This window comes from Virgibacillus ndiopensis, assembly GCF_900187325.1.
Lineage (GTDB): Bacteria > Bacillota > Bacilli > Bacillales > Amphibacillaceae > Virgibacillus_E > Virgibacillus_E ndiopensis.
The window spans coordinates 159,129-178,873 of sequence record NZ_FZMZ01000004.1; the positions used below are offsets into that span (position 1 = coordinate 159,129).

Annotated in this window: 18 protein-coding genes; all 18 read right to left on the minus strand. The window is 36.4% G+C overall.

The features are described from left to right. Positions 1 to 15: 15 nt before the first annotated feature. Positions 16 to 1,545 carry a tripartite tricarboxylate transporter permease gene (locus CS937_RS02985; RefSeq protein WP_218012834.1) on the minus strand — a complete coding sequence of 510 codons (1,530 nt, stop codon included), beginning with the start codon at positions 1,543 to 1,545 and terminating at the stop codon, positions 16 to 18. A gap of 12 nt (positions 1,546 to 1,557) precedes the next feature. Beyond that, positions 1,558 to 2,037, minus strand: a complete 480-nt coding sequence (locus CS937_RS02990; RefSeq protein WP_099157000.1) for a tripartite tricarboxylate transporter TctB family protein — start codon at positions 2,035 to 2,037, stop codon at positions 1,558 to 1,560. A 58-nt stretch (positions 2,038 to 2,095) separates the two neighbouring features. Beyond that, positions 2,096 to 3,106, minus strand: coding sequence for a tripartite tricarboxylate transporter substrate binding protein (locus tag CS937_RS02995; protein WP_099157001.1), 1,011 nt, complete (start codon positions 3,104 to 3,106; stop codon positions 2,096 to 2,098). A gap of 13 nt (positions 3,107 to 3,119) precedes the next feature. Beyond that, complete coding sequence (locus tag CS937_RS03000; protein ID WP_176555727.1) at positions 3,120 to 4,175, minus strand: Ldh family oxidoreductase; 1,056 nt, start codon at positions 4,173 to 4,175, stop codon at positions 3,120 to 3,122. Next, the gene (locus tag CS937_RS03005; protein ID WP_099157003.1) at positions 4,168 to 4,851 is read right to left on the minus strand and encodes an RraA family protein; all 684 of its coding nucleotides are present in this window, start codon (positions 4,849 to 4,851) and stop codon (positions 4,168 to 4,170) included. Before CS937_RS03005 ends, CS937_RS03000 begins: the two co-directional genes overlap by 8 nt. Positions 4,852 to 5,038: 187 nt before the next feature. Beyond that, the gene (locus CS937_RS03010) at positions 5,039 to 6,730 is read right to left on the minus strand and encodes a dihydroxy-acid dehydratase (RefSeq protein WP_099157004.1); all 1,692 of its coding nucleotides are present in this window, start codon (positions 6,728 to 6,730) and stop codon (positions 5,039 to 5,041) included. A 98-nt stretch (positions 6,731 to 6,828) separates the two neighbouring features. Next, positions 6,829 to 7,545 carry a FadR/GntR family transcriptional regulator gene (locus tag CS937_RS03015; RefSeq protein ID WP_099157005.1) on the minus strand — a complete coding sequence of 239 codons (717 nt, stop codon included), beginning with the start codon at positions 7,543 to 7,545 and terminating at the stop codon, positions 6,829 to 6,831. Positions 7,546 to 8,144: 599 nt separating this feature from the next. Beyond that, positions 8,145 to 9,230, minus strand: a complete 1,086-nt coding sequence (locus CS937_RS03020; protein WP_099157006.1) for a mandelate racemase/muconate lactonizing enzyme family protein — start codon at positions 9,228 to 9,230, stop codon at positions 8,145 to 8,147. A gap of 76 nt (positions 9,231 to 9,306) precedes the next feature. After that, entirely contained in the window at positions 9,307 to 9,936 is a 630-nt protein-coding gene (locus tag CS937_RS03025; RefSeq protein WP_099157007.1) for a YesL family protein, read from the minus strand. Positions 9,937 to 9,948: 12 nt separating this feature from the next. After that, a complete protein-coding gene (locus CS937_RS03030; RefSeq protein WP_099157008.1) occupies positions 9,949 to 10,743 on the minus strand; it encodes an MBL fold metallo-hydrolase in 795 nt (264 codons plus the stop codon). A gap of 221 nt (positions 10,744 to 10,964) precedes the next feature. Further along, entirely contained in the window at positions 10,965 to 11,996 is a 1,032-nt protein-coding gene (locus CS937_RS03035) for an iron-containing alcohol dehydrogenase (protein ID WP_099157009.1), read from the minus strand. A 45-nt stretch (positions 11,997 to 12,041) separates the two neighbouring features. Beyond that, on the minus strand, positions 12,042 to 12,887 hold the full coding sequence (locus tag CS937_RS03040) for a carbohydrate ABC transporter permease (RefSeq protein ID WP_218012835.1): 846 nt from the start codon (positions 12,885 to 12,887) through the stop codon (positions 12,042 to 12,044). 15 nt (positions 12,888 to 12,902) lie between these two features. Next, on the minus strand, positions 12,903 to 13,835 hold the full coding sequence (locus CS937_RS03045) for a carbohydrate ABC transporter permease (protein ID WP_099157010.1): 933 nt from the start codon (positions 13,833 to 13,835) through the stop codon (positions 12,903 to 12,905). Between the two features lie 27 nt (positions 13,836 to 13,862). After that, the gene (locus tag CS937_RS03050) at positions 13,863 to 15,158 is read right to left on the minus strand and encodes an ABC transporter substrate-binding protein (protein ID WP_099157011.1); all 1,296 of its coding nucleotides are present in this window, start codon (positions 15,156 to 15,158) and stop codon (positions 13,863 to 13,865) included. Positions 15,159 to 15,302: 144 nt separating this feature from the next. Further along, on the minus strand, positions 15,303 to 16,793 hold the full coding sequence (locus CS937_RS03055; RefSeq protein ID WP_099157012.1) for a tripartite tricarboxylate transporter permease: 1,491 nt from the start codon (positions 16,791 to 16,793) through the stop codon (positions 15,303 to 15,305). A 17-nt stretch (positions 16,794 to 16,810) separates the two neighbouring features. Then, complete coding sequence (locus tag CS937_RS03060; RefSeq protein WP_099157013.1) at positions 16,811 to 17,287, minus strand: tripartite tricarboxylate transporter TctB family protein; 477 nt, start codon at positions 17,285 to 17,287, stop codon at positions 16,811 to 16,813. Positions 17,288 to 17,364: 77 nt separating this feature from the next. Next, a complete protein-coding gene (locus CS937_RS03065) occupies positions 17,365 to 18,366 on the minus strand; it encodes a Bug family tripartite tricarboxylate transporter substrate binding protein (RefSeq protein ID WP_099157014.1) in 1,002 nt (333 codons plus the stop codon). Between the two features lie 136 nt (positions 18,367 to 18,502). Continuing rightward, positions 18,503 to 19,651, minus strand: a complete 1,149-nt coding sequence (gene dgoD, locus CS937_RS03070) for a galactonate dehydratase (RefSeq protein ID WP_099157015.1) — start codon at positions 19,649 to 19,651, stop codon at positions 18,503 to 18,505. Between the last annotated feature and the right edge of the window lie 94 nt (positions 19,652 to 19,745).

The following is a 19,745-nucleotide window of genomic DNA, read 5'->3' on the forward strand; positions in this document are numbered from 1 at the left end:
TATTCCCCTCCATATCTAAGCTAAATTTTCCTCATCACCTAGATTCATTTTTTGTTCCTTTCTTTTTTTCATTAGTTTTGTAACCATAGGAGTAAGCACAGATAGAAGGATCAGGATGATTAAAATTAAACATATTGGACGGGTAAAATAGTAAGAAAGTAAATCCCCCTTAGCAAGAACTAATGATTGTCGAAATCCTTTCTCTGCAATTGGACCCAAGATCATCCCCAAGATAACAGGTGCAGGATGAAATCCAATTTTGCGCATTAGATACCCGATAAAACCGAAGAACACCATTACCCATACATCAAAGAAATTATTGTTTATTGCATAAGCTCCAACAATACATAATGCAACAATAATTGGACCTAAAATTTTATCCGAAATACTAGATGCCTTCACAAAAAACTTTGCACCTAACAAGCCAATGATCCCCATTAATATATTTGCTAATAAAAAGCCAAAAATAACAGAGTACGTAACGCCTGCATGTGTCGTAAATAATTGATGCCCTGGTTGAAGACCTTGAATTAACAATCCTCCAAGTAGGACAGCTGTTGTTGAGCTTCCGGGGATACCTAATGTGAGTAATGGAATCAATGCTCCACCAGTTACGGCATTATTAGCAGATTCCGGTGCGGCAACTCCCTCAATGATTCCAGTCCCAAACTTATCCTTATTTTTCGAGAATCTTTTCGCTTCATTATAGCCAACCCATGAACCAATGTCCCCGCCTGCACCGGGGAGCATCCCTACAAACGTTCCAATTCCAGATGAACGTATTATTGTTTTGAAAATACGTTTAAACTCCTTCATTGTCGGGAGTACTCTACCTGAAATCGATGCCTTTTTTAATTTTTTTTGTTTCGTTTTGGGCTCCCTTTGCATCATTACTTGTGATAAAGAGAATAATCCAATCATCGCCGGTACCATAGCCACACCACCCTGTAACGTTGTACTTCCAAACGTAAACCGAGGGTATCCTGTTAATATATCAATCCCAACTGTACCAATAAGCAACCCAATAACGCCCGATGCCAAACCTTTTGCCATCGACTTCCCAGCAAGACTACCAATAATCGTTAATCCGAATATGGCAATTAAAAAGTACTCAGGAGAACTAAACCATAAAGAAATTTTCGCTAGCGGTGGTGCCAAAAATAAGAGAAACAATGCACTGATAAAACCGCCAATCATTGACGATACCGTTGAGACACCAATAGCTTTTGCACCAAGCCCTTTCTTGGTCATTTGATAACCATCAAGAGCTGTTGCCGCCGAAGCAGGAGTTCCAGGAGTATGAATGAGAATGGAAGAAATAGACCCCCCGTACAGAGCTGCCGTATATATAGCTGCCAACATGGTTAAGCCTGCCACTGGTTCAAGCCCGAAAGTCACAGGAACTAGTAGGGCCACTGCCATTGTTGCACTCAGTCCTGGAAGGGAGCCAACAATGATTCCACCTACTACCCCGGCAAACAATGCTAAAATCGTTTGTAATGTAAATAAATTACCAAGCACTTGCGAAAATAGTTCTGCATTCACTTCATTACCCTCCTACTCAAACAAAATTCCCTTTGGCAGTTGAACGTTCAATTGTAAAATAAATACCAGATAAATAAACAGATTGAGTCCTACGATTGTGAAAGCGTAAGACTTCCAATCTTTAACCTTTAAAGCCCATAAAAAACCAGCTATAAATAGTACCGTTGCAGGGAAAAACCCCAAAAATTTAATGACGACCGCATACGCAATAACCGCCAATAGCGTAATCATTGGAGATTTCAGAAGTTTTCCTGTTAATGGTTCTTCCTCACCATCATACATTTCATTATGATCACCTACTTCTGCTCTCATCTTCTTGGTTTTCCTTATCCCACCTATTACTATCAAAACAGCAAAGAAAACAAGTAAATAAAGAAGATACCTAGGGGCCATTACAGCATCCTCATTCATATCTAACGTTTGGATATACAAAAAGATAGATACAAGAAACATGATGATGGATACATAGATATCCTGATGAATCCTTTGCATAAGTTAACCTCCCTTTTTATAAGGGTGACCGTACCAATGGTCCGGTCACCAATACTTTTTACCACTCTACTAAATCGATTAATTCCTTAACATCTTCCTCGTCGCTTTTTAGTAGATCCATATACGCTTGACCTGCTTGGAAATTCACTGCTAAGCCCATATCTTTCATTTTTTTAATGTGATCCGGATTTGTAATCGCTTTCTTTAGGGCTTCACGTAAAATTTCTACTTTTTCTTCAGAGATCCCTGACGGTGCAGCTAAGCCCCTTGCTGACCAGGAATAAACATCTGGGTAACCTGCTTCTGCCAATGTCGGAATATCAGGAAGGAACTCTGAACGTTCTTCTGACATTGTTGCTAAAATTTTTATTTCGCCATTCTGGTGTGCAGTAAATGTTTCCCCTACATTTGCAAACAATACATCCGTGTGCCCACCTAACACTTGTGCTTTACTGTCTGCTGCTCCACTATTATGAACTGGAACAAACTTCGTACCATACTTTGCATTAAGTTTTAATGATGCATAATGATCATCACTTCCAACACCTGTGGATGTTGCTGTTAATTCATGTGTTTTTGCATATTCAATCAATTCCTTTATGTTCGAGAAGCGATCATCATCTGGATTAATTGCAATTGCACCAAAGTCTGATACTTGATTTGCTAATGGTACAAAACTGCTCAAATTTTCTTTACGTTCAATGTTAGGGTTCAAATAACCTGTCATAAGGTTCGGAGTATTAATAAATCCTAAAGTATAACCATCTGGTTCAGCATTTGCTAGCTCGCCCCAACCAACCCAGCCTCCGCCCCCTGCCTTGTTAATAATATTTACAGATACACCAAGTTCTTCTTCCAAAAATGGCTGCAATATTCTTGCACCCGTATCAGTACCTCCACCAGCCGCATACGCAACAATGATATTAATAGGCTTGTTAGGATAATCTCCGGAGGATTCCTGATCATTCCCATTTTTTGCAGATGATTCTTCATTTCCATTACAACCGACAAGTAATACAAGACTAAAGACCACCATGATTAGAGCCTGAAAAATTGATTTAGTTTTCACAATTCTTTCCTCCTTAAAAAATAGTTTTTACTCCGTACCGTCGTGCAACTAGTGACAATTCATCTACAACTTCCTTAGATAAAGGAATGCCGTTCACCTCTCTTTCAAACTGTTTCTCAGTCTCGATTTCTCCTGGTAAATAAATCTTTTCAACACCCTCAATTAAGGGGACCTCACGAATTTTATCAATCATTTCATCTATTCTATTTTTAAACTGATCTAGTGTTTGCAATAGATCTGCCCGAAAAACAAGGAAAAACTGTCCAACATTTTGTGTTTTCGATAAATCCCTATATAGATCTCCAATATGTGGTCCAAATGCAGCACCAGTAAAAATAGCAGATAACGATTCTACTAAAAATGTAAGCCCGTAACCCTTTGGTCCTCCTACTGGTAATACCAAACCATCAATTGCCTCACTTGGATTCTGAGTCGGTTTTCCTTCTTTCGTAATAGCCCAACCAATTGGAATGTTTTGGTTATCTTTTTGTGCTAATAAAATCTTGCCTCTCGCTACCTTACTCGTTGCCATATCAAAAACAATATTTTGATGCCTTCCTGCAGGTATACCGTATGAAAATGGATTTGTTCCAAAAAAACGTTCCTTACCACCCCAAGGTGCCATATTGGCAGGTGCATTGGTTACCGCTATACATACACAATCATTTTTTGCTGCATACGAAGTATAATCAGCAAGCATCCCACAATGATTTGAATTTTTGATTCCAACTATCCCAATCCCCGATTGTTTTGCTTTATCAACAGCTAACTTTATACCTTTTGTAGCTAAAACTATTCCTAAACTATTTTCTCCGTCAATAAGTGCACTGGCGCTTGTTTCCTTTTCTATAAAAGAGCCATCCACTTTATTAACAATTCCTCGGTCTAATCGCCTTGTATAAATATCTGTTCGACTCACTCCATGGGAATCTACCCCTCGTAGGTTTGCTAAGACAAGATGCTTTGCAACAATTAACGCGTCACTTTCATCAACCCCAGCAGCAATAAATATATCTGTAATAAATGTCTCAAGAACTTTATGAGGAACTCGAATTGCTTTCTTAATCAAAGATGACACACCCTTTTTGGTTTAACGTTTCATCTATCCAACTTCGATCCCATTTCCCTTTATATATGGATGTTATAATTTCTTCTTCTTTTTCAGCATGGGCATTCGCTTCCTTTAGAATCTGCTTTGCATCTTCTTTTGGAACTACAACGACTCCATCGTCATCCCCAACAATAATATCTCCAGGTTTAACAGCGACCCCGCCACAACTAATAATCGTATTTATTTCACCGGGTCCTTCTTTGTATGGGCCCCTAGGAGTTCCACCTTTAGCAAAAACAGGATAATCCATGTCAGCAATACGTTTCAGATCACGGACTGGTCCATCAACTATATAGCCAGAAATTCCTCGAAATTTTGCATAATGACACATGATCTCTCCCAAGATTGCATTTCCCATGTCCCCACAAGCATCAATAACGATAATATCACCAGGCTGTGCCAAATCCATCGCTTTATGTACCATTAAATTGTCAGATGGATGTGTTTGTACGGTGAAAGCACTTCCGACAACATGGATACCGGGCTTATTGACAGATTTAATGGCGTAATCCATCGCTCCAAACCTTCCCATAACATCACCTATATTCGCAGTAGGCAAAGCTTTAAATCCTTCGATAATTGACTGATCTATTCTTTTTATTGAGCAATTAATTCGAAATCCATTTTCAGCCATGAATCCCTTTCCCTCCTCATCCATTTCCAATAGATTACTTCATAAATAACGAAGCAGAAGTAATCTAATGGAAAAAGCATATTTAGTCTCTATTTTTTAATAGCAATAAACATAAATAAAACCAATCTTCTGAATATGGTTCCAAAAATAATACAGGTTGTGATTCTACCAAACTATTGATATGGATTTAATTGTTTTTAACTGGCAATAGGAAATCAAAATCACATCCTTCATTTGCCTGTAATACATGATCCCGATACATTTTCGTATATCCCCTTAAATTTGTTTCATCTGCAAAAGGCGTCAAATTATTTTTACGTATAGTTAATTCATCATCCGTTACATGTAATGTTAATCTCCCGTTTTTTACATCTAAGGAAATCTCATCCCCATCTTGTATTAAACTGATAGGCCCACCTATTGCGGCCTCGGGAGCAACATGAAGAATAACAGTGCCAAAAGCTGTACCACTCATACGACAATCAGAAAGACGAACCATATCACGAACTCCTTCTTTCAGTAATTTCTGAGGTATTGGAATCATACCTGCTTCAGGCATACCAGGAGCACCAACTGGACCTGCGTTTTGTAAAACTAAAACACTATCTTTATTTACGTCCAGATCATCAGAATGTATCCGATTCTCCATATCTTCTATAGATGAAAATACAACAGCCTTCCCCCGGTGATTTAATAGTGACTTATCTATTACGGCTTTTGGTTTAATAAGTGAACCATCTGGAGACAAATTCCCTTTCAATACCCTGATTCCCCCTTTATGATAAAGAGGATTATCTAGTGTATAGATAACATCTCTGTAACTATCTTTTACGTTAATATTTTTTACATTTTCTTGGATTGAAAGCCCATTTACAGTTCTTTCATTTGAATGAAGCAACGGTAACAATTCATGAAGTACTGCAGGAACACCACCGGCATGATAAAATTCTTGCATTTGATACTTTCCTGCTGGCCTAAGGTTAGCAATGAAAGGAGTAGATTGACTAAGTTTGTCAAAGTCATCTAAACCAATAGTAATGTTTAACCTTTTAGCAATAGCAATCAAATGAATCACCGCATTGGTTGAACCACCTATAGCCATTAGTAGTTTGATAGCGTTTTCAAAAGACTCTTTAGTCATAATATCAGATGGTTTTATGTCGTCTTTCACCAATTGGACTGCCTGTTCCCCGGTTTTTTTGGCCAAACGGAGACGCTCGTTTACAGTAGCAGGAGCAGCAGCACTACCAGGTAGCATCATACCAAGCGCCTCAGCACAAGATGCGATTGTACTAGCTGATCCCATTACCATACAATGACCTGCGGTAGGAGCTAATTGGGCGTTTATTTCATTTAATTCAGCTTCATCTATCGTTTCCGCCTTATATTCCTGCCAAAAGTAGCGGCAATCAGAACAAGCTCCAAGGGTTTTGCCATCATATTCTCCATTCGCCATTGGTCCTCCAGTAAATAGAATTGCTGGTTTATTTGCGCTTGCAGCACCCATTAATTGAGCAGGGGCCATCTTGTCACAGCCACCAATCAACACTACTCCGTCAATTGGTTGGGCCCTGATCATTTCTTCCGTATCCATTGCTACAAGGTTACGGTAGAGCATTGTCGTTGGACTCGTAAACATTTCCCCAATTGAAATTGTTGGGAATTCAAGCGGTGTTCCTTCAGCAGCGATTACACCATTTTTAATTGCATTAACCATCGGCTGAATATGACTATGACACCGGTTTACTTCACTAAATGTATTGCATATTCCGACAATTGGTTTTTGTAAATCACGTTCATCAAACCCAAGGTGACGTTGAAATGCAGTTTTTAGAAAGCTACTAAAACCAGTATCACCATACGAAGTAGTAAATTTCATGCATACGCTCCTTTCAATCCAACATAGTTGTAGTAAAAGATTTTGCGAGATTATTCAATTTCTTCAACAAAAACCCGTTTAGCAGCTATTTCTTTAAATCAAGTTTTAAAAATGCTTTGAAAATGACGTTGTTTAATACCTTGATGATGCTCCCACATTGTTCTTTTTGCTTCTTCTGGATTATTGTTCATAATGGCTAAAAATATATTTTCATGTTCTTTCATTACTTCATTAGTTAATACATCACTTTTAATTGAACTTTCCTTACTCTCTTTCAAACCTTGTAAGATCCTATCAGCCATTAAATTCATAACTTCCAACATTACATGATTATCAGCTATTTCAACTATCGTATAATGAAATTGATAATCCTCTTCAGTAGCAAATTCAACTTGCTTCTTATTGCCCTTAAGATTTTTATACACATTTGTTAATTTTTCTTTTTGTTCTTCAGTTATCCTAGATGCTGCATAATAGGCAGCATCTACCTCGATTGCCTGTCTAAGCTCAAATAAATCTTTAAAACCAGACCGTTTATCTGCAATTATTTGGGATAGCTTATTTAATAACCCTTTTTGAGATTCCATATTTAAAAACATTCCAACTCCAGGACGCACTGTAATCACATCTGTAGACTCTAGAACTGTTATAGCTTCTTTTACAGAAGTTCTGGAAACACCTAAAGTTTCTGCTAAATACCTTTCTGAGGGTAACTTTTCACCAGGTTTAATCTCTTCTTCTTCAATTGCAGTTTTAATTTGTTCAATAATATCTTGATAGACTCGTTTTCTTTTTTTAATCGGTTTCAAATGCATGTTCATCCCCCTCACTGACTCTGTGACCTAGTGGACAGTCCAGTTTAAAATTTATAGTACATGTATATAATATTGTAATGTTATATACAGATAGATTATTCTAAAAATTTATAAAAAATTTTAACCAACAGCATTTATTCTTCTATAACAAAATACCTGCCGCTTGAAATCAGGAAAGTAATTTCACGTGACAGGTACTATATATTTGGGTCTTCTCTGGTTTTATTTTTAGTGTGGCACGTACAGTTGGTGGGATTTTAAACTCACCGGAAACCAACCAATTCACGTTTTGAGTTTCTGGCCAATGCAAAGGACAAAAACGGTATCATTTCTTATTTGCTGACCATTTGCTTCAGACAATAATACTGCCTCTTTTTGCAACCTTAACCAACATATGAACTTTCGCAGTTTCGGATGAATTTAACCGTTTTGTCCCACCATGTTCATTATCAGGACATGGCGGGATTCATTTTTTTTCGAAGGAAAAATAAAGATATGATCTTTAGGGGCTTTTATATAATCAATCACAGCAGAAATAAAATATATACATAGAAAGAAACAATTTCCTTCTTCTTATCGAATAAAAACAATGGAATCATTTAATAGACTTCATGCTTTGCAATGAAGTTTTCATCCCAGCTCAATCCAAACCCAGGGGCGTCATTTACTTTTACAATCCCGTGCTCACACCTTATTTGCTTTTCAAACAATGGACTAGCCCAACTCATCCACTCTAGTTTCTTCGAATAATTAATAGAAGCAAAAATTTGTGATGAAAATTCTGGGAACAAATGTAGTGAAAAAGGCATATTATTGCATTCAAATAATGGAAATAATTTTGTCCAACCTGTTAAACCACCAATTCGTTGTAAGTCTGGTGTATAAATAGGTTTTGGGCATTTTTCGAAAAATCGATGAAATGGCTTTACCCCATACAAATTTTCACCCATCGCAATCGGAATACCCAAAACTTTGATCAAATAATTATAATCTTCCATATTATCTGTAGCAACGGGTTCTTCAAGCCAACTAATGTGATATTGAGAAATTTTTGTAGCGACGTTTATGACTTGTTCTCTATTCCATCCCTGGTTTACATCTGCTATAATTTCAACTTGCTCACCAACTGCATTCCTAACCTCTTTAACAGCTTCTATATCTTCATTTTGGCTGCTGCGACCTAGTCTCATTTTTATTGCGGTAAACCCTTGATCAATAAGTTGACTTGCCTGCTTAGCTGCTTCAATTGGGGAAACTAACCATAAAGCATCACTTGCATAGGCAACCAGATTATCCCTCTGTTTTCCACCTAAAAGTTGATAAACTGGCACTTCCAATGCCTTCGCTTTAATATCCCATAAGGCAATATCAATCATCGAAAGAGCAAAGGTGGCTAATCCTTGATGTCCAAACAATCTTATGTCATCCCACATTTTGTACCATACTTTATTTGTATTACATGGATCCTCACCAATAACAGACTCTTTTAGCATTTTCAAGCACGATATAATAGCACTAGAACCATGAAAATTAAATCCTTGAATATAGGAAAGTCCATTAATATTATCATCCGTGTACACATCCAATAAAACAAAATAAATCTTATTTGATTTTCTAACACTTGATATTACTGAAAAATTAATAGGAACTGACACGATTCTATACTTTAAATTAATGATTTTCATGACACGCCCACCTTTTTCAACCTAACATAACCCGATCATGACCAAAATTCCAATCCATCATAAGATATATACTCCCTTACAATGTTTCTTCATACCTATACTGTAAAGACAAAATAGCTTTATAAGCAATCCACGTACAAACAAAACTTAAAACACTTCCACTAAAGAAGAGTATTAAACCAGGTAATTTTAACATTACAAAATATAGACCAATCGCTGATAGAATCATACCTAATGAACGTATTGGTACAAGAAAAATAATGGCAAATGTTCTTTTAAAATATTGGGAAAACTTCAAATCAAAGTGCGTATAAATTGGAAAAATAAACATACAAAATACCATAAAAATTAAAAAGATAGCGATTAAACCAACACGGTGCACTAAATAAATAAAATGTTCACGATTAGAAAATATTGCTAAATCAACATATAGAATAATACCAATGAGTAAAAGAATGAACCCTAGGCAGTTAATTTTCCAAAATTCCGTCCGATAAGATTGCCAGAACGTTTTAGAAATAGGAATATTCGTTTCTCCTATAACTAACTTTTTTACAACAGTAAACATTGCAACGGTAGCAGGAAAAAAACCTAAAAACACTATTCCAATTAGGGTGAAAGTTATCCATAAAATATTTATGTAAGCTAAGGTAGTAATCCATCTACAAAATTGATAAATCCATCCCATCAATCTATTCATTTCCATGAAGTAACCTCCTCATAAATTATCATTTCTAGCTATAAATCCATCATTCTTATCAAACAAATACCAATGTCCATGTTTCATAATATACCCCTTGACAATCCCACTATATGCCTCTACTTGCCTTATGAATTCCTTTGGATTTGCGGTGTTTTCTTTAAACATTCCAAAATGCATAGGTATGGCATATTTGGGCTGAATATGGGCAGTTAGCCTTGCTGCATCAGGTATATTCATACATCCAAGTCTCCCATTTATACATACCATCATCATATCAAGCTCCCAATCTGTAACCCCAATAAGATCATCCGAGTATGTTGTATCGCCAGTGATATAAAACTTTATCCCGTTTAAATCAATTACGTAACCAATACTATCATTGGTGTGGATTGCCATTACAGCTTGTAACTGTAAATTACCTAATTGTATACCTTCTCCTCTATCAAGTTTTATAAGTCTAGTAGAAGAAATATTCATATCACGTAATATTTTTATACATGAAGATGGCCCTACTAGCTTTGACGATGGATTAAATTGTGAGATAAGAGGTACTGAATCAGGATCTAAATGATCTTTATGCTCATGCGTAAATAGGATAAAATCAGCTTTTGTATTTTTCGCTTCCGAAGGAGCTGGAATAATTCGGTGGTAACCTATAGTTTTTGAACAAGCATTTGATAAGTATGGGTCAATATGATAAATTATGTTATCAGAATCCATTAAAGCGAAACCCGCCTGCCCTGTCCACGCTATCCCTAGTTGACCTTCTTGTACCTGTAGCTGATTTTGTTCTTGTGTAAAATTCAACATAGCAATTCACCCTTTGCTAAAATTTAAAATCGTTGATTTGAAAACGCTATTAAATTGCTTTTAAACTATTGTTTTTAACAGCTTTCGTACCTATTAAACACCTATTTATGATTATCTTTTAAAAAAGTCTCATTGCAGTACTCATTCTGCATTGGTTCCTAGATCAAATGTTAGTATATTTCTTTATTACAAGTTCAGAACAATTCACTATTTCACTAGTCTCATAATGAAAGGTATCTTTTCAATTGATCAAGTAATTCTGGAGTCCAATCAATAAATTCAAAGACGGTATGAAAATTTCTGACTTTCCGATTATATGTCTCAACAGTAAGCAGTGTTTCTTCTATCTCTTCCCACGAGATCCCCAGAATATCCGGCCGATAAAGTACACTAGCATCATCAAACGCTTTTAAAAGCATATGATAACGGCTATCTTTCATATAGAATTGCTGCAAAAATGAAGCTATAACTATTCCCAGTGCTACAATTTCTCCGTGAACATACGTTTTTCCAGTTACTAATTCTAAATTCCAAGCAAAAAGGTGTTCAGAACCAGCACTAATTGGTTTATCAGGATGTAAGATATATAATTCAGCTGAATTCTTGATATTTTCCATTAATAAATGGACGCCCTGTTCAGTCATCTCTCCGATCTCATCAGCACGTTTTGTCATAGAATCAACTAATTGGACAATCTGTTCTTTAATTTCTTGATCCACATCTTTCGTCAATCCTTTTTGAGAAGCTATCATCCAATCATTTAACGTTGTTTGCAAATATAGAAAATCTCCATAACCTGCACGATTGTATCGTGGTTCGGATAATCGAATCAGTTCGTAATCCACTAAAATTCTTTTTGGATAGCCATCCACCTTAAACCCGAAAGCGCTGCCATTTCTTTTAATTGAAATAAAATCGCTAAAAGGAGCATTAGTCGATGTAATCGATGGGACTAATAAAGGAATTTTCCCATGCTGATAGGCAAAGTACTTAGCTGCATCAATTGCTGTTCCACCTCCTAGCCCTACTATTTCTACATTATCAATTAAAGTTTTACTGATTTCGTCAAGCTTTTCTTTATCCAGTGTATCCACCAGGATAACTTGTTCAGGTGGATTGTCTTCAAAAAACTGTTTTCCTAAATTCCAGGGAATTTCCATCGTAATTATAATATAACGCTGCAAATTAATTGTTTCTTTTGTAATTAAAAGCTTCCCATATTTTGTATGAATGTGTTGAACCAAATTAAACATATTAAACCTCCTCGTTTTGTATAGAAATTTTTTAACGAAAAACAATTATCCTTTTACAGATCCTCCTGTCAACCCTTCAACTAGATAACGCTGTAAGAAAATAAATACCATCACTACTGGTATGCAAACAATGGTAGACGCGGCCATCATTCCACTCCAATCATGTTTAAACTGACCAGCAAAGGAAAGTATCATCCCCGGAGGTAGCGTTTTCATCCCAACATCGTTAATTAACGTCAAAGGAAATAACAAGTTATTCCAAGCGTCCATAAAAGCAAAAATGCCTGTAGTAACTATCCCTGGTACTATTAGAGGTATTACAATTTTTTTCATAATCTGAAATCTACTGCATCCATCTATCATTGCGGCTTCTTCTATTTCAATTGGTATCGAATCCACAAATCCCTTTATCATCCAAATACCAAAAGGGATAGTAAAAGAAGTAAATCCTAAAATCAAACCTAAGTAAGTATTTAATAAGTTAGTCTGAACAAAAAGTAAATAAATTGGAATCAGCAATACTACAAGCGGAAACATTTGCGTTACCAATACACTCATTAAGATAGATTTTCGAAATCTAAATCGTAAGCGAGACAATGCATACCCCGCAAGTGTTGCTACTATTATAGCAATTACTACAGTTCCCAATGAGGTTATGACACTATTAATAAAATAACCGTAAATTGGATTTTCTCCATTAATAAGTTCTATATAGCTTTGTATATTAAGACCTTCTGGCCATAAAGTAGGTATTGCATCGAATACGTCCATATCCCTTTTTAAGCTTGTCACCAGCATCCAATAAATTGGAAATAATGTCCATAATAAAGTTAAAATTACAATTATCGCCATAGCACTATACCATAATGAAGAATGTTTTCGTTTTATCAATTATTTCACTCCCTATTAATATTCTTTTTGCAACAGCCGGATATAAACAATTGACATGACAAGGAGAACAACTACCCATATCATTCCTACGGCAGACGCATAACTGAGTTGGAATTTTTCAAAAGCCAATTTATAAATATGAAGAACCGAAGTTAATGTAGATTCTCCAGGCCCACCGCCAGTCATTGTAAAAATTATTGGGAAATTATTAAAATTCCTTATTAACATTAACAGGCTACTGATTACTAGAATACCTTTTATATTTGGAAGGGTTACATGCCAAAATTCTTGCCACCTATTGGCTCCTTCTGCAAAGGCAGCCTCCTGTAAATCTCTGGGTACTGTTTTTAATCCAGCAGCAATCATTAAGGTGTGGAATGGAATTTGGTTCCACACATGCGCTACAATTATTGCAATCATAGCTAAATTTCCATCCATTAACCAAGGTACGTATTCTTCAATAACTCCTAACCTCTGCAGGAAAAAGTTAATTATCCCCACATCATAATCAAACATATACAAAAATAAAAATCCTACAACAATTCCTGGAATTACCCAAGGTATTAGAATTAACCCCCGCAACCCCGAGAATTTTTTGGGTAACTGGTCTAATGCAATAGCTATAACAAGTGCGATAATTACACTTATGAATACAGTAGTAAGAGTAAAGGTAAATGTATTTTTTACGGTGGTCCAAAATGTATCATCATGTAATAATCGCTGAAAATTTTCAAATAGGACAAAAGAGTTTTGATTAGGCTTGGTTAGTTCTCGATTATAAAACGATAAAATAAAGGCTCTTAACAAAGGATAAAGAATAACAAAGCTCATTATAATCAGCCCAGGCGCCAACAATATGACCGCGGTTTTTGAAGAATCGTGGAGATTTCCCCCACGATTCTTCAATTGAACATTATTTTTCTTTTTCCTAAACTTATTATTCGGCATATAATAACCTCCAATTAAATGTAGGATTTATTCATTATCTGCTGTAACTGTATCAAGGTCTTTTTGAATTTGATCTAGTATTTCTTGTATTGAAGTTTTAGTAGTTATAAGTTCTTGCATTTGCGTTGCGAATGTTGTCGCCATATCTGCGTAATCGGCACCAAACGGTGGTACAATAGCAGTGGGGAGTATGTCATTAAGAAACACCTTCATGTGAGGGCTTTCTTTTAATTCTGGAAAGCGTTCTGCTGCACTTGATGTAACCGGTAAATTCCCCATAGGCATAACATATTCTTCTAATGCGACATCACTGTTCGCAAGAAACTCAAGAAATTTCACTGCTTCTTTCTTATGCTCTGAATCTTCAAAAACCGCAGTAAAGTGGTCACTACCTCCTATTGCAGAATAAGATTTACCGTCCTCACCGGCTGGCAAAGTAGTTACGCCCCATGTTTCATTAAAGACCTCGTCTGTAATTGCGTCATCAAAACTTTGAACTGTCCCTTTAAAAAGAGGAGCGTCAAAAGCAAAAGCAAGTCGGTTTTGAGCGGCAAGCGGTCTAAATTCTCCTAACTTTTTGCCGGGCAATGTATATTCTTTTTCAACTAGTTTCCTCAGCCATTCACCATACTTGGTCAACTCGTCTACTTGGACGTTTTCATTATCGAAAGGTATTTTATCAATTGTAGCCATAAAAGACCATTGAAATGTAGCTGCAAATGCCCTTGGGCTAGTGTCAAATTGAAGCGGAATGACATCTGGCAACTTTTTAACTGCTTCCATAGCTGAATCAAGTTCTACCATTGTTTTTGGTGGTTTATTTGGATCAAGTCCTGCTTCTTTCATAATTTTTTTATTGTACCAAAATCCATTAATTCCACCAGTCCAAGGTACAAGGTAATGTTTATCTTCATAGAGACCGGTATCATAATAAGAAGATATTAAATCTGATTCATAATCTTGTGATAAAAGATCATCTACAGGCTGCAGTACTCCCATTGCCGCTAAGCTTACCCCTGTGCTGGCATCCACTTGTGCAATATCCGGTGCATTCCCACCATTGGACATAACGGTTAATTGATTTTGAATCTCTGAAAATGGTACCGTTACAGGTTTAATTTTAATGTTGGGATTTTCCGACTCAAACGCATCAATTACTTTATTAATTTTTTCCTCCGTTGCTTTTTCAGCTGTCGCCCAGTTAACAAATTCTAGTTCTATTTGATTACTTTCAGACGAAGTCTCCCCTGCAGAACATGCAACAAGCATTAACACTAAACCAACTAATAATGTTAATAAACAAACAGATTTTACTTTTGACATTTTTTACCCTCCTAAAAATTTCCTTGTGATTTTTTGGATTCTTAGAGATAATGCCTTATATCATTGTAATACTGTACGTTATACTTCAAAATCACACCCTCTAACTATTTAGCAATCCTTATCTACCATGGGTATCAATTACACCTAAGTCTTGTTTTCTACTTTTTTAGAAAAATATGGCTTTACTATTGGTAACAAAAAAGATAGGAAAGCAATCAGAATAAATATTGCAGAAATTGGTTTAGTCAAAAAAATCATCCAGCTACCATCTGACAGAAGTAATGCCTGTCTAAAGGAAGTCTCAGCAATAGGACCTAATACGATACCAAGCAGCATAGGTATAATTGGGAACCCAAATTTTGGCATGATATAGCCTATTACACCAAATATCATCATAAGTTTGACATCGAATAATGTATTGTTTACACCATATGCACCAATAAAACTTAGAGCCAGCAATATAGGAAGTAATAAACTTACCGGTATAGCAGTAATTTTAACGAACAATTTTATTGCTAACCTACCCTGTATAAACATGACAATATTGACAATTAGGAGTCCAATCATAATCGTATAAACAACATCTGCATGATTGGTAAATAACTGTGGTCCTGGAGTTAATCCCTGCATCGTCAAAGCACCTAGCATAATTGCAGTCACCATATCGCCAGGTATCCCTAAAGTCAATAGAGGGATTAATGTGGCGCCTGTTACACCGTTATTACCTGCCTCTGAAGCAGCGATTCCACCTAGAGATCCCTTTCCAAACTGCTTTTTGTTTTTTGAAACTCTATAGGCTTCGTTATAGCTAAGAAACGAAGCAATAGCAGCTCCGGTTCCAGGAATTGCCCCAACAAATGTACCGATCCCACTCGATTTAAGGATTGTTTTCATATGAGGTCTTACTTTTGAAAATGGTAGTTTTGTATCGACATTTCTGTCATCATGAGTATTTGGTAAATGGGCTGTTTGAGCACGATTTATAATTTCAGAAATCGCGAATAATCCAACCAAAGCCGGAATTAACGAAATACCACTCATCAAATATTCATTATTAAACGATACCCTAGGAATTCCATCAATAGGGTCAATACCAATAGTGGATATAAATAAGCCTAAAAACCCCATAATCATACCTTTTATAATAGATTTACCGCTTACACTTGCAATCATGGTCAAGCCAAACAAAGCTAAAGCAAAGAATTCAGTAGGTCCAAAATTAAGAGCAAATTTAGCAATTTGAGGTCCAATAAATAATAATATTAAGGCACTGAATAGCCCGGCAATTACTGAAGCAAAGAGCGCTATACGTAATGCCATACCAGCTTTTCCCTGTTTAGCCATTTCATAACCGTCTATAACAGTCGCTGCTGAGGCTGGTGTTCCTGGTGTTCGAATGAGTATGGCTGTAATCGATCCTCCGTAAATTCCCCCACAATAAACACCAAGTAGTAACAGCATCCCTGTGGTTGGTGTAAGTCCGAATGTAACCGGGAGCATAAGTGCTACTCCGACTGTCGCGGTTAAACCCGGTAATGAACCAAACACGATACCAGTCGCCACTCCTAGAAAAATAAATAGTATATTCTCTATTTGAAAAACATCTACGAAACTGTTAATTAGTAGTTCGCCCACAATAATCACCCTTTAAATTAAGGAAGTCTGATGTACATTATGTTTTCAAAAACGTATTGCAATGCAAATATGGTAGCAATCAGAATTAAATACAAATACCATTTACGCGCCTTCAATAACCACATAACCACAGACATGGAAATAACTGTTGAACACAAGTATCCAATTATATCTGCTAAATAAATATAACCAATCATAACAATAAACACCCAAACACCTACCGAAACTTTACCTCGTGGTTCTGAAGTTTCTTCTGTTCCCTCGTCTTTTTCCAAATTATTTTCTGAATCACCAATTTTAAAAAACGATTTAATTACAAGAAAAGCACTAAGTATAATTAATGCTATGGTAATGAACTTTGGAAAAAAACTAGGTCCCACTGTTGTCATTCCCTCACTTGATTCAATGCCATAAGGAATAATAACAAACCAAGATAATAAGCTGATGAAAAGTAAGACAAACCCGGAATACCTGTCTCTCATTCTTTCATCCATATACTTCCTCCTATTTTTTAGGTGAGAACCAAGGGACAAAAAGGGTACAAAAAGATTTTTTGCATCCTTTTTGTAGTTTAATACTCTTTCAAACCTATATTTTCAAGTACTTTCCCGGTACTTTCATATTCTTCATTAAGTCTAGGAACAATCTCATCTGGCTCTATATCAATTGGAGCTAGACTATTCTTTTTCAGAAACTCTTTATATTCAGTACTATTTACAGCTGTCGTAAATATGTCGCGTAACTTCTCTACTACATCGTCGGGAGTATCCTTAGGGACCACAAGAGCTTTCCAAACACTCATATTAAGATCAAATCCTTTTTCTTTAAACGTTGGAACATCTTCAAGGAGCTCAAAACGTTCAGGTGAGAAAACTCCCAACAGTCTTATATCTCCTGACTCTACATGAGGAATCAATTCAGCAGGGTGAGCAGCCACTGTATCAACATGACCACCAAGAAGAGCAGTCACAGCCGGACCACCACCTTCAAATGGCACACTTTCAGCATTAATTCCTGCCTCAGAGAAAAAAGCTTCCTGTGTGACGTGTGGAAATCCTCCTGCCCCTGAATGCGCAAATTTAATAATTCTATTAGAATTTTTCTCCGCAATTAAATCATCTAATGTATCCCAATCGGAATCTGCATTAACCGCTAATACAACTGGCTCATAAGTAAGTCCAACAATACCTTTAAAATCATCGTTTTCATACTGAACCTCGCGCATATGAGGTTGTGCTACCATTGCACCTGATGCAATAAATGTAATTTCATAACCAGTTGAAGCAGCATTTGCTCCTTCCATTATGCCAATTGTACCGCCTGCTCCCTCTCTATTCGTAATATTGACAGATTCGCCTATTTCAGGACCTACTATTTCAGCCAAGGCTCTGAGGGTTAAATCACTACTTCCGCCAGGAGCCCATGGTAATGTAATTTGAAGAGGCTGAGTAGGAAAGTCAGCTTGACCTTCTGTTTTTTTGGATGAGCAACCTGTTAGCAGTAAACTGAATGCTAGACATAGTACTAATACATACATCAATTTTTTCATGGAAAAACGTTTACTTCTATTCATTCCAAAACACCCCTTACTAAAAAAATTTATCGTCAGTTAAGCACTTTCAACATTGCAATTTATGATTCGTAAACTATAAACCTACCCAATCACAATTACTACCTATTAAAATGATACTTGCATAATTATCCGAAGTTTATCTTTCTGCAAAGCTGCCATCTTCAAGACGATGTATTGGCGGTTTCCAATTATGTCCTTCTTCTGCTGCAGAGCGCACTTTATCCTCATCAATTTCAATTCCAAGACCTGGACCTTTTGGAATATCTACGTAACCATCTGTGTATTTGAAAACAGACGGATCTTTAAGATAATCCATTAAATCACTACCTTGATTGTAATGAATTCCTAGACTCTGCTCCTGAATAAACACATTTGGTGTGCAAGCATCAAGTTGTAAAGAAGCTGCCAAACAAATTGGTCCCAACGGGCAGTGTGGAGCAACTGCAACGTCATATGCTTCAGCCATAGCAGCAATTTTTCGCGCTTCTAAGATACCACCCGTGTGTGATAAATCAGGTTGAATAATATCTATAAATCCATCTGATAAAGGCTTTTTAAAATCCCAACGTGTGTATAATCGTTCCCCTGTTGCAATAGGAACAGTCGTGTGGTTTACAATATCTCTTAATGCTTCATTATTCTCAGGTAAAACAGGTTCCTCGATAAACATAGGTTTAAATGGTTCCAATTCCTTCACTAAAGTCTTGGCCATACCTTTATGAACACGCCCGTGAAAGTCCAAACCAATTTCAAGATCATAACCAACCGCTTCTCTAATATCTGAAATCCGTCCAACAGCTTGATCAACCTTTACATGTGAATCAATATAATGCATCACATCTGTTGCATTCATTTTAATTGCTTTAAATCCCTCTTCAATTTTTTGTTTAGCTGCTTCGACTACATCTTTAGGTCGTTCACCTCCTATCCAACTATACACCTGTACTTTTTCCCTACATGCACCTCCTAGCAGTTCATACACTGGGGCATTAAAAAATTTGCCTTTAATATCCCACAACGCTTGTTCAATCCCAGAAATAGCACTCGTTAATACAGGACCACCACGATAAAAACCACCTCGATACAACAATTGAAAGTGATCTTCTATTCTCATTGGATCTTTACCAATTAAGTACGTACTCAACTCCTCAACTGCTGCTTTAACTGTATCCTGACGAGCTTCAACAATTGGTTCCCCCCATCCCGATATCCCTTCATCAGTTTCTATTTTTAAAAATAGCCAACGTGGTTTTACTTTAAATAACTCAAGTTTTCGAATTTTCACTATATCCCCTCCTAATAATTATTTAATAACTTTATAGTGGACAATAATCTTTTTACTCCTATACTTATATCAAGTGTGACTAGGAAATGGTCAT

What these genes read in the sequence shown, in the direction of transcription:
- CS937_RS02990 (WP_099157000.1), bottom strand. Translation starts at nt 2,037, where the DNA reads ATGCAAAGGATTCATCAGGATATCTATGTATCCATCATCATGTTTCTT.
- CS937_RS03005 (WP_099157003.1), bottom strand. Translation starts at nt 4,851, where the DNA reads ATGGCTGAAAATGGATTTCGAATTAATTGCTCAATAAAAAGAATAGAT.
- CS937_RS03010 (WP_099157004.1), bottom strand. Translation starts at nt 6,730, where the DNA reads ATGAAATTTACTACTTCGTATGGTGATACTGGTTTTAGTAGCTTTCTA.
- CS937_RS03015 (WP_099157005.1), bottom strand. Translation starts at nt 7,545, where the DNA reads ATGCATTTGAAACCGATTAAAAAAAGAAAACGAGTCTATCAAGATATT.
- CS937_RS03020 (WP_099157006.1), bottom strand. Translation starts at nt 9,230, where the DNA reads ATGAAAATCATTAATTTAAAGTATAGAATCGTGTCAGTTCCTATTAAT.
- CS937_RS03025 (WP_099157007.1), bottom strand. Translation starts at nt 9,936, where the DNA reads ATGGAAATGAATAGATTGATGGGATGGATTTATCAATTTTGTAGATGG.
- CS937_RS03030 (WP_099157008.1), bottom strand. Translation starts at nt 10,743, where the DNA reads ATGTTGAATTTTACACAAGAACAAAATCAGCTACAGGTACAAGAAGGT.
- CS937_RS03035 (WP_099157009.1), bottom strand. Translation starts at nt 11,996, where the DNA reads ATGTTTAATTTGGTTCAACACATTCATACAAAATATGGGAAGCTTTTA.
- CS937_RS03045 (WP_099157010.1), bottom strand. Translation starts at nt 13,835, where the DNA reads ATGCCGAATAATAAGTTTAGGAAAAAGAAAAATAATGTTCAATTGAAG.
- CS937_RS03050 (WP_099157011.1), bottom strand. Translation starts at nt 15,158, where the DNA reads ATGTCAAAAGTAAAATCTGTTTGTTTATTAACATTATTAGTTGGTTTA.
- CS937_RS03060 (WP_099157013.1), bottom strand. Translation starts at nt 17,287, where the DNA reads ATGGATGAAAGAATGAGAGACAGGTATTCCGGGTTTGTCTTACTTTTC.
- CS937_RS03065 (WP_099157014.1), bottom strand. Translation starts at nt 18,366, where the DNA reads ATGAATAGAAGTAAACGTTTTTCCATGAAAAAATTGATGTATGTATTA.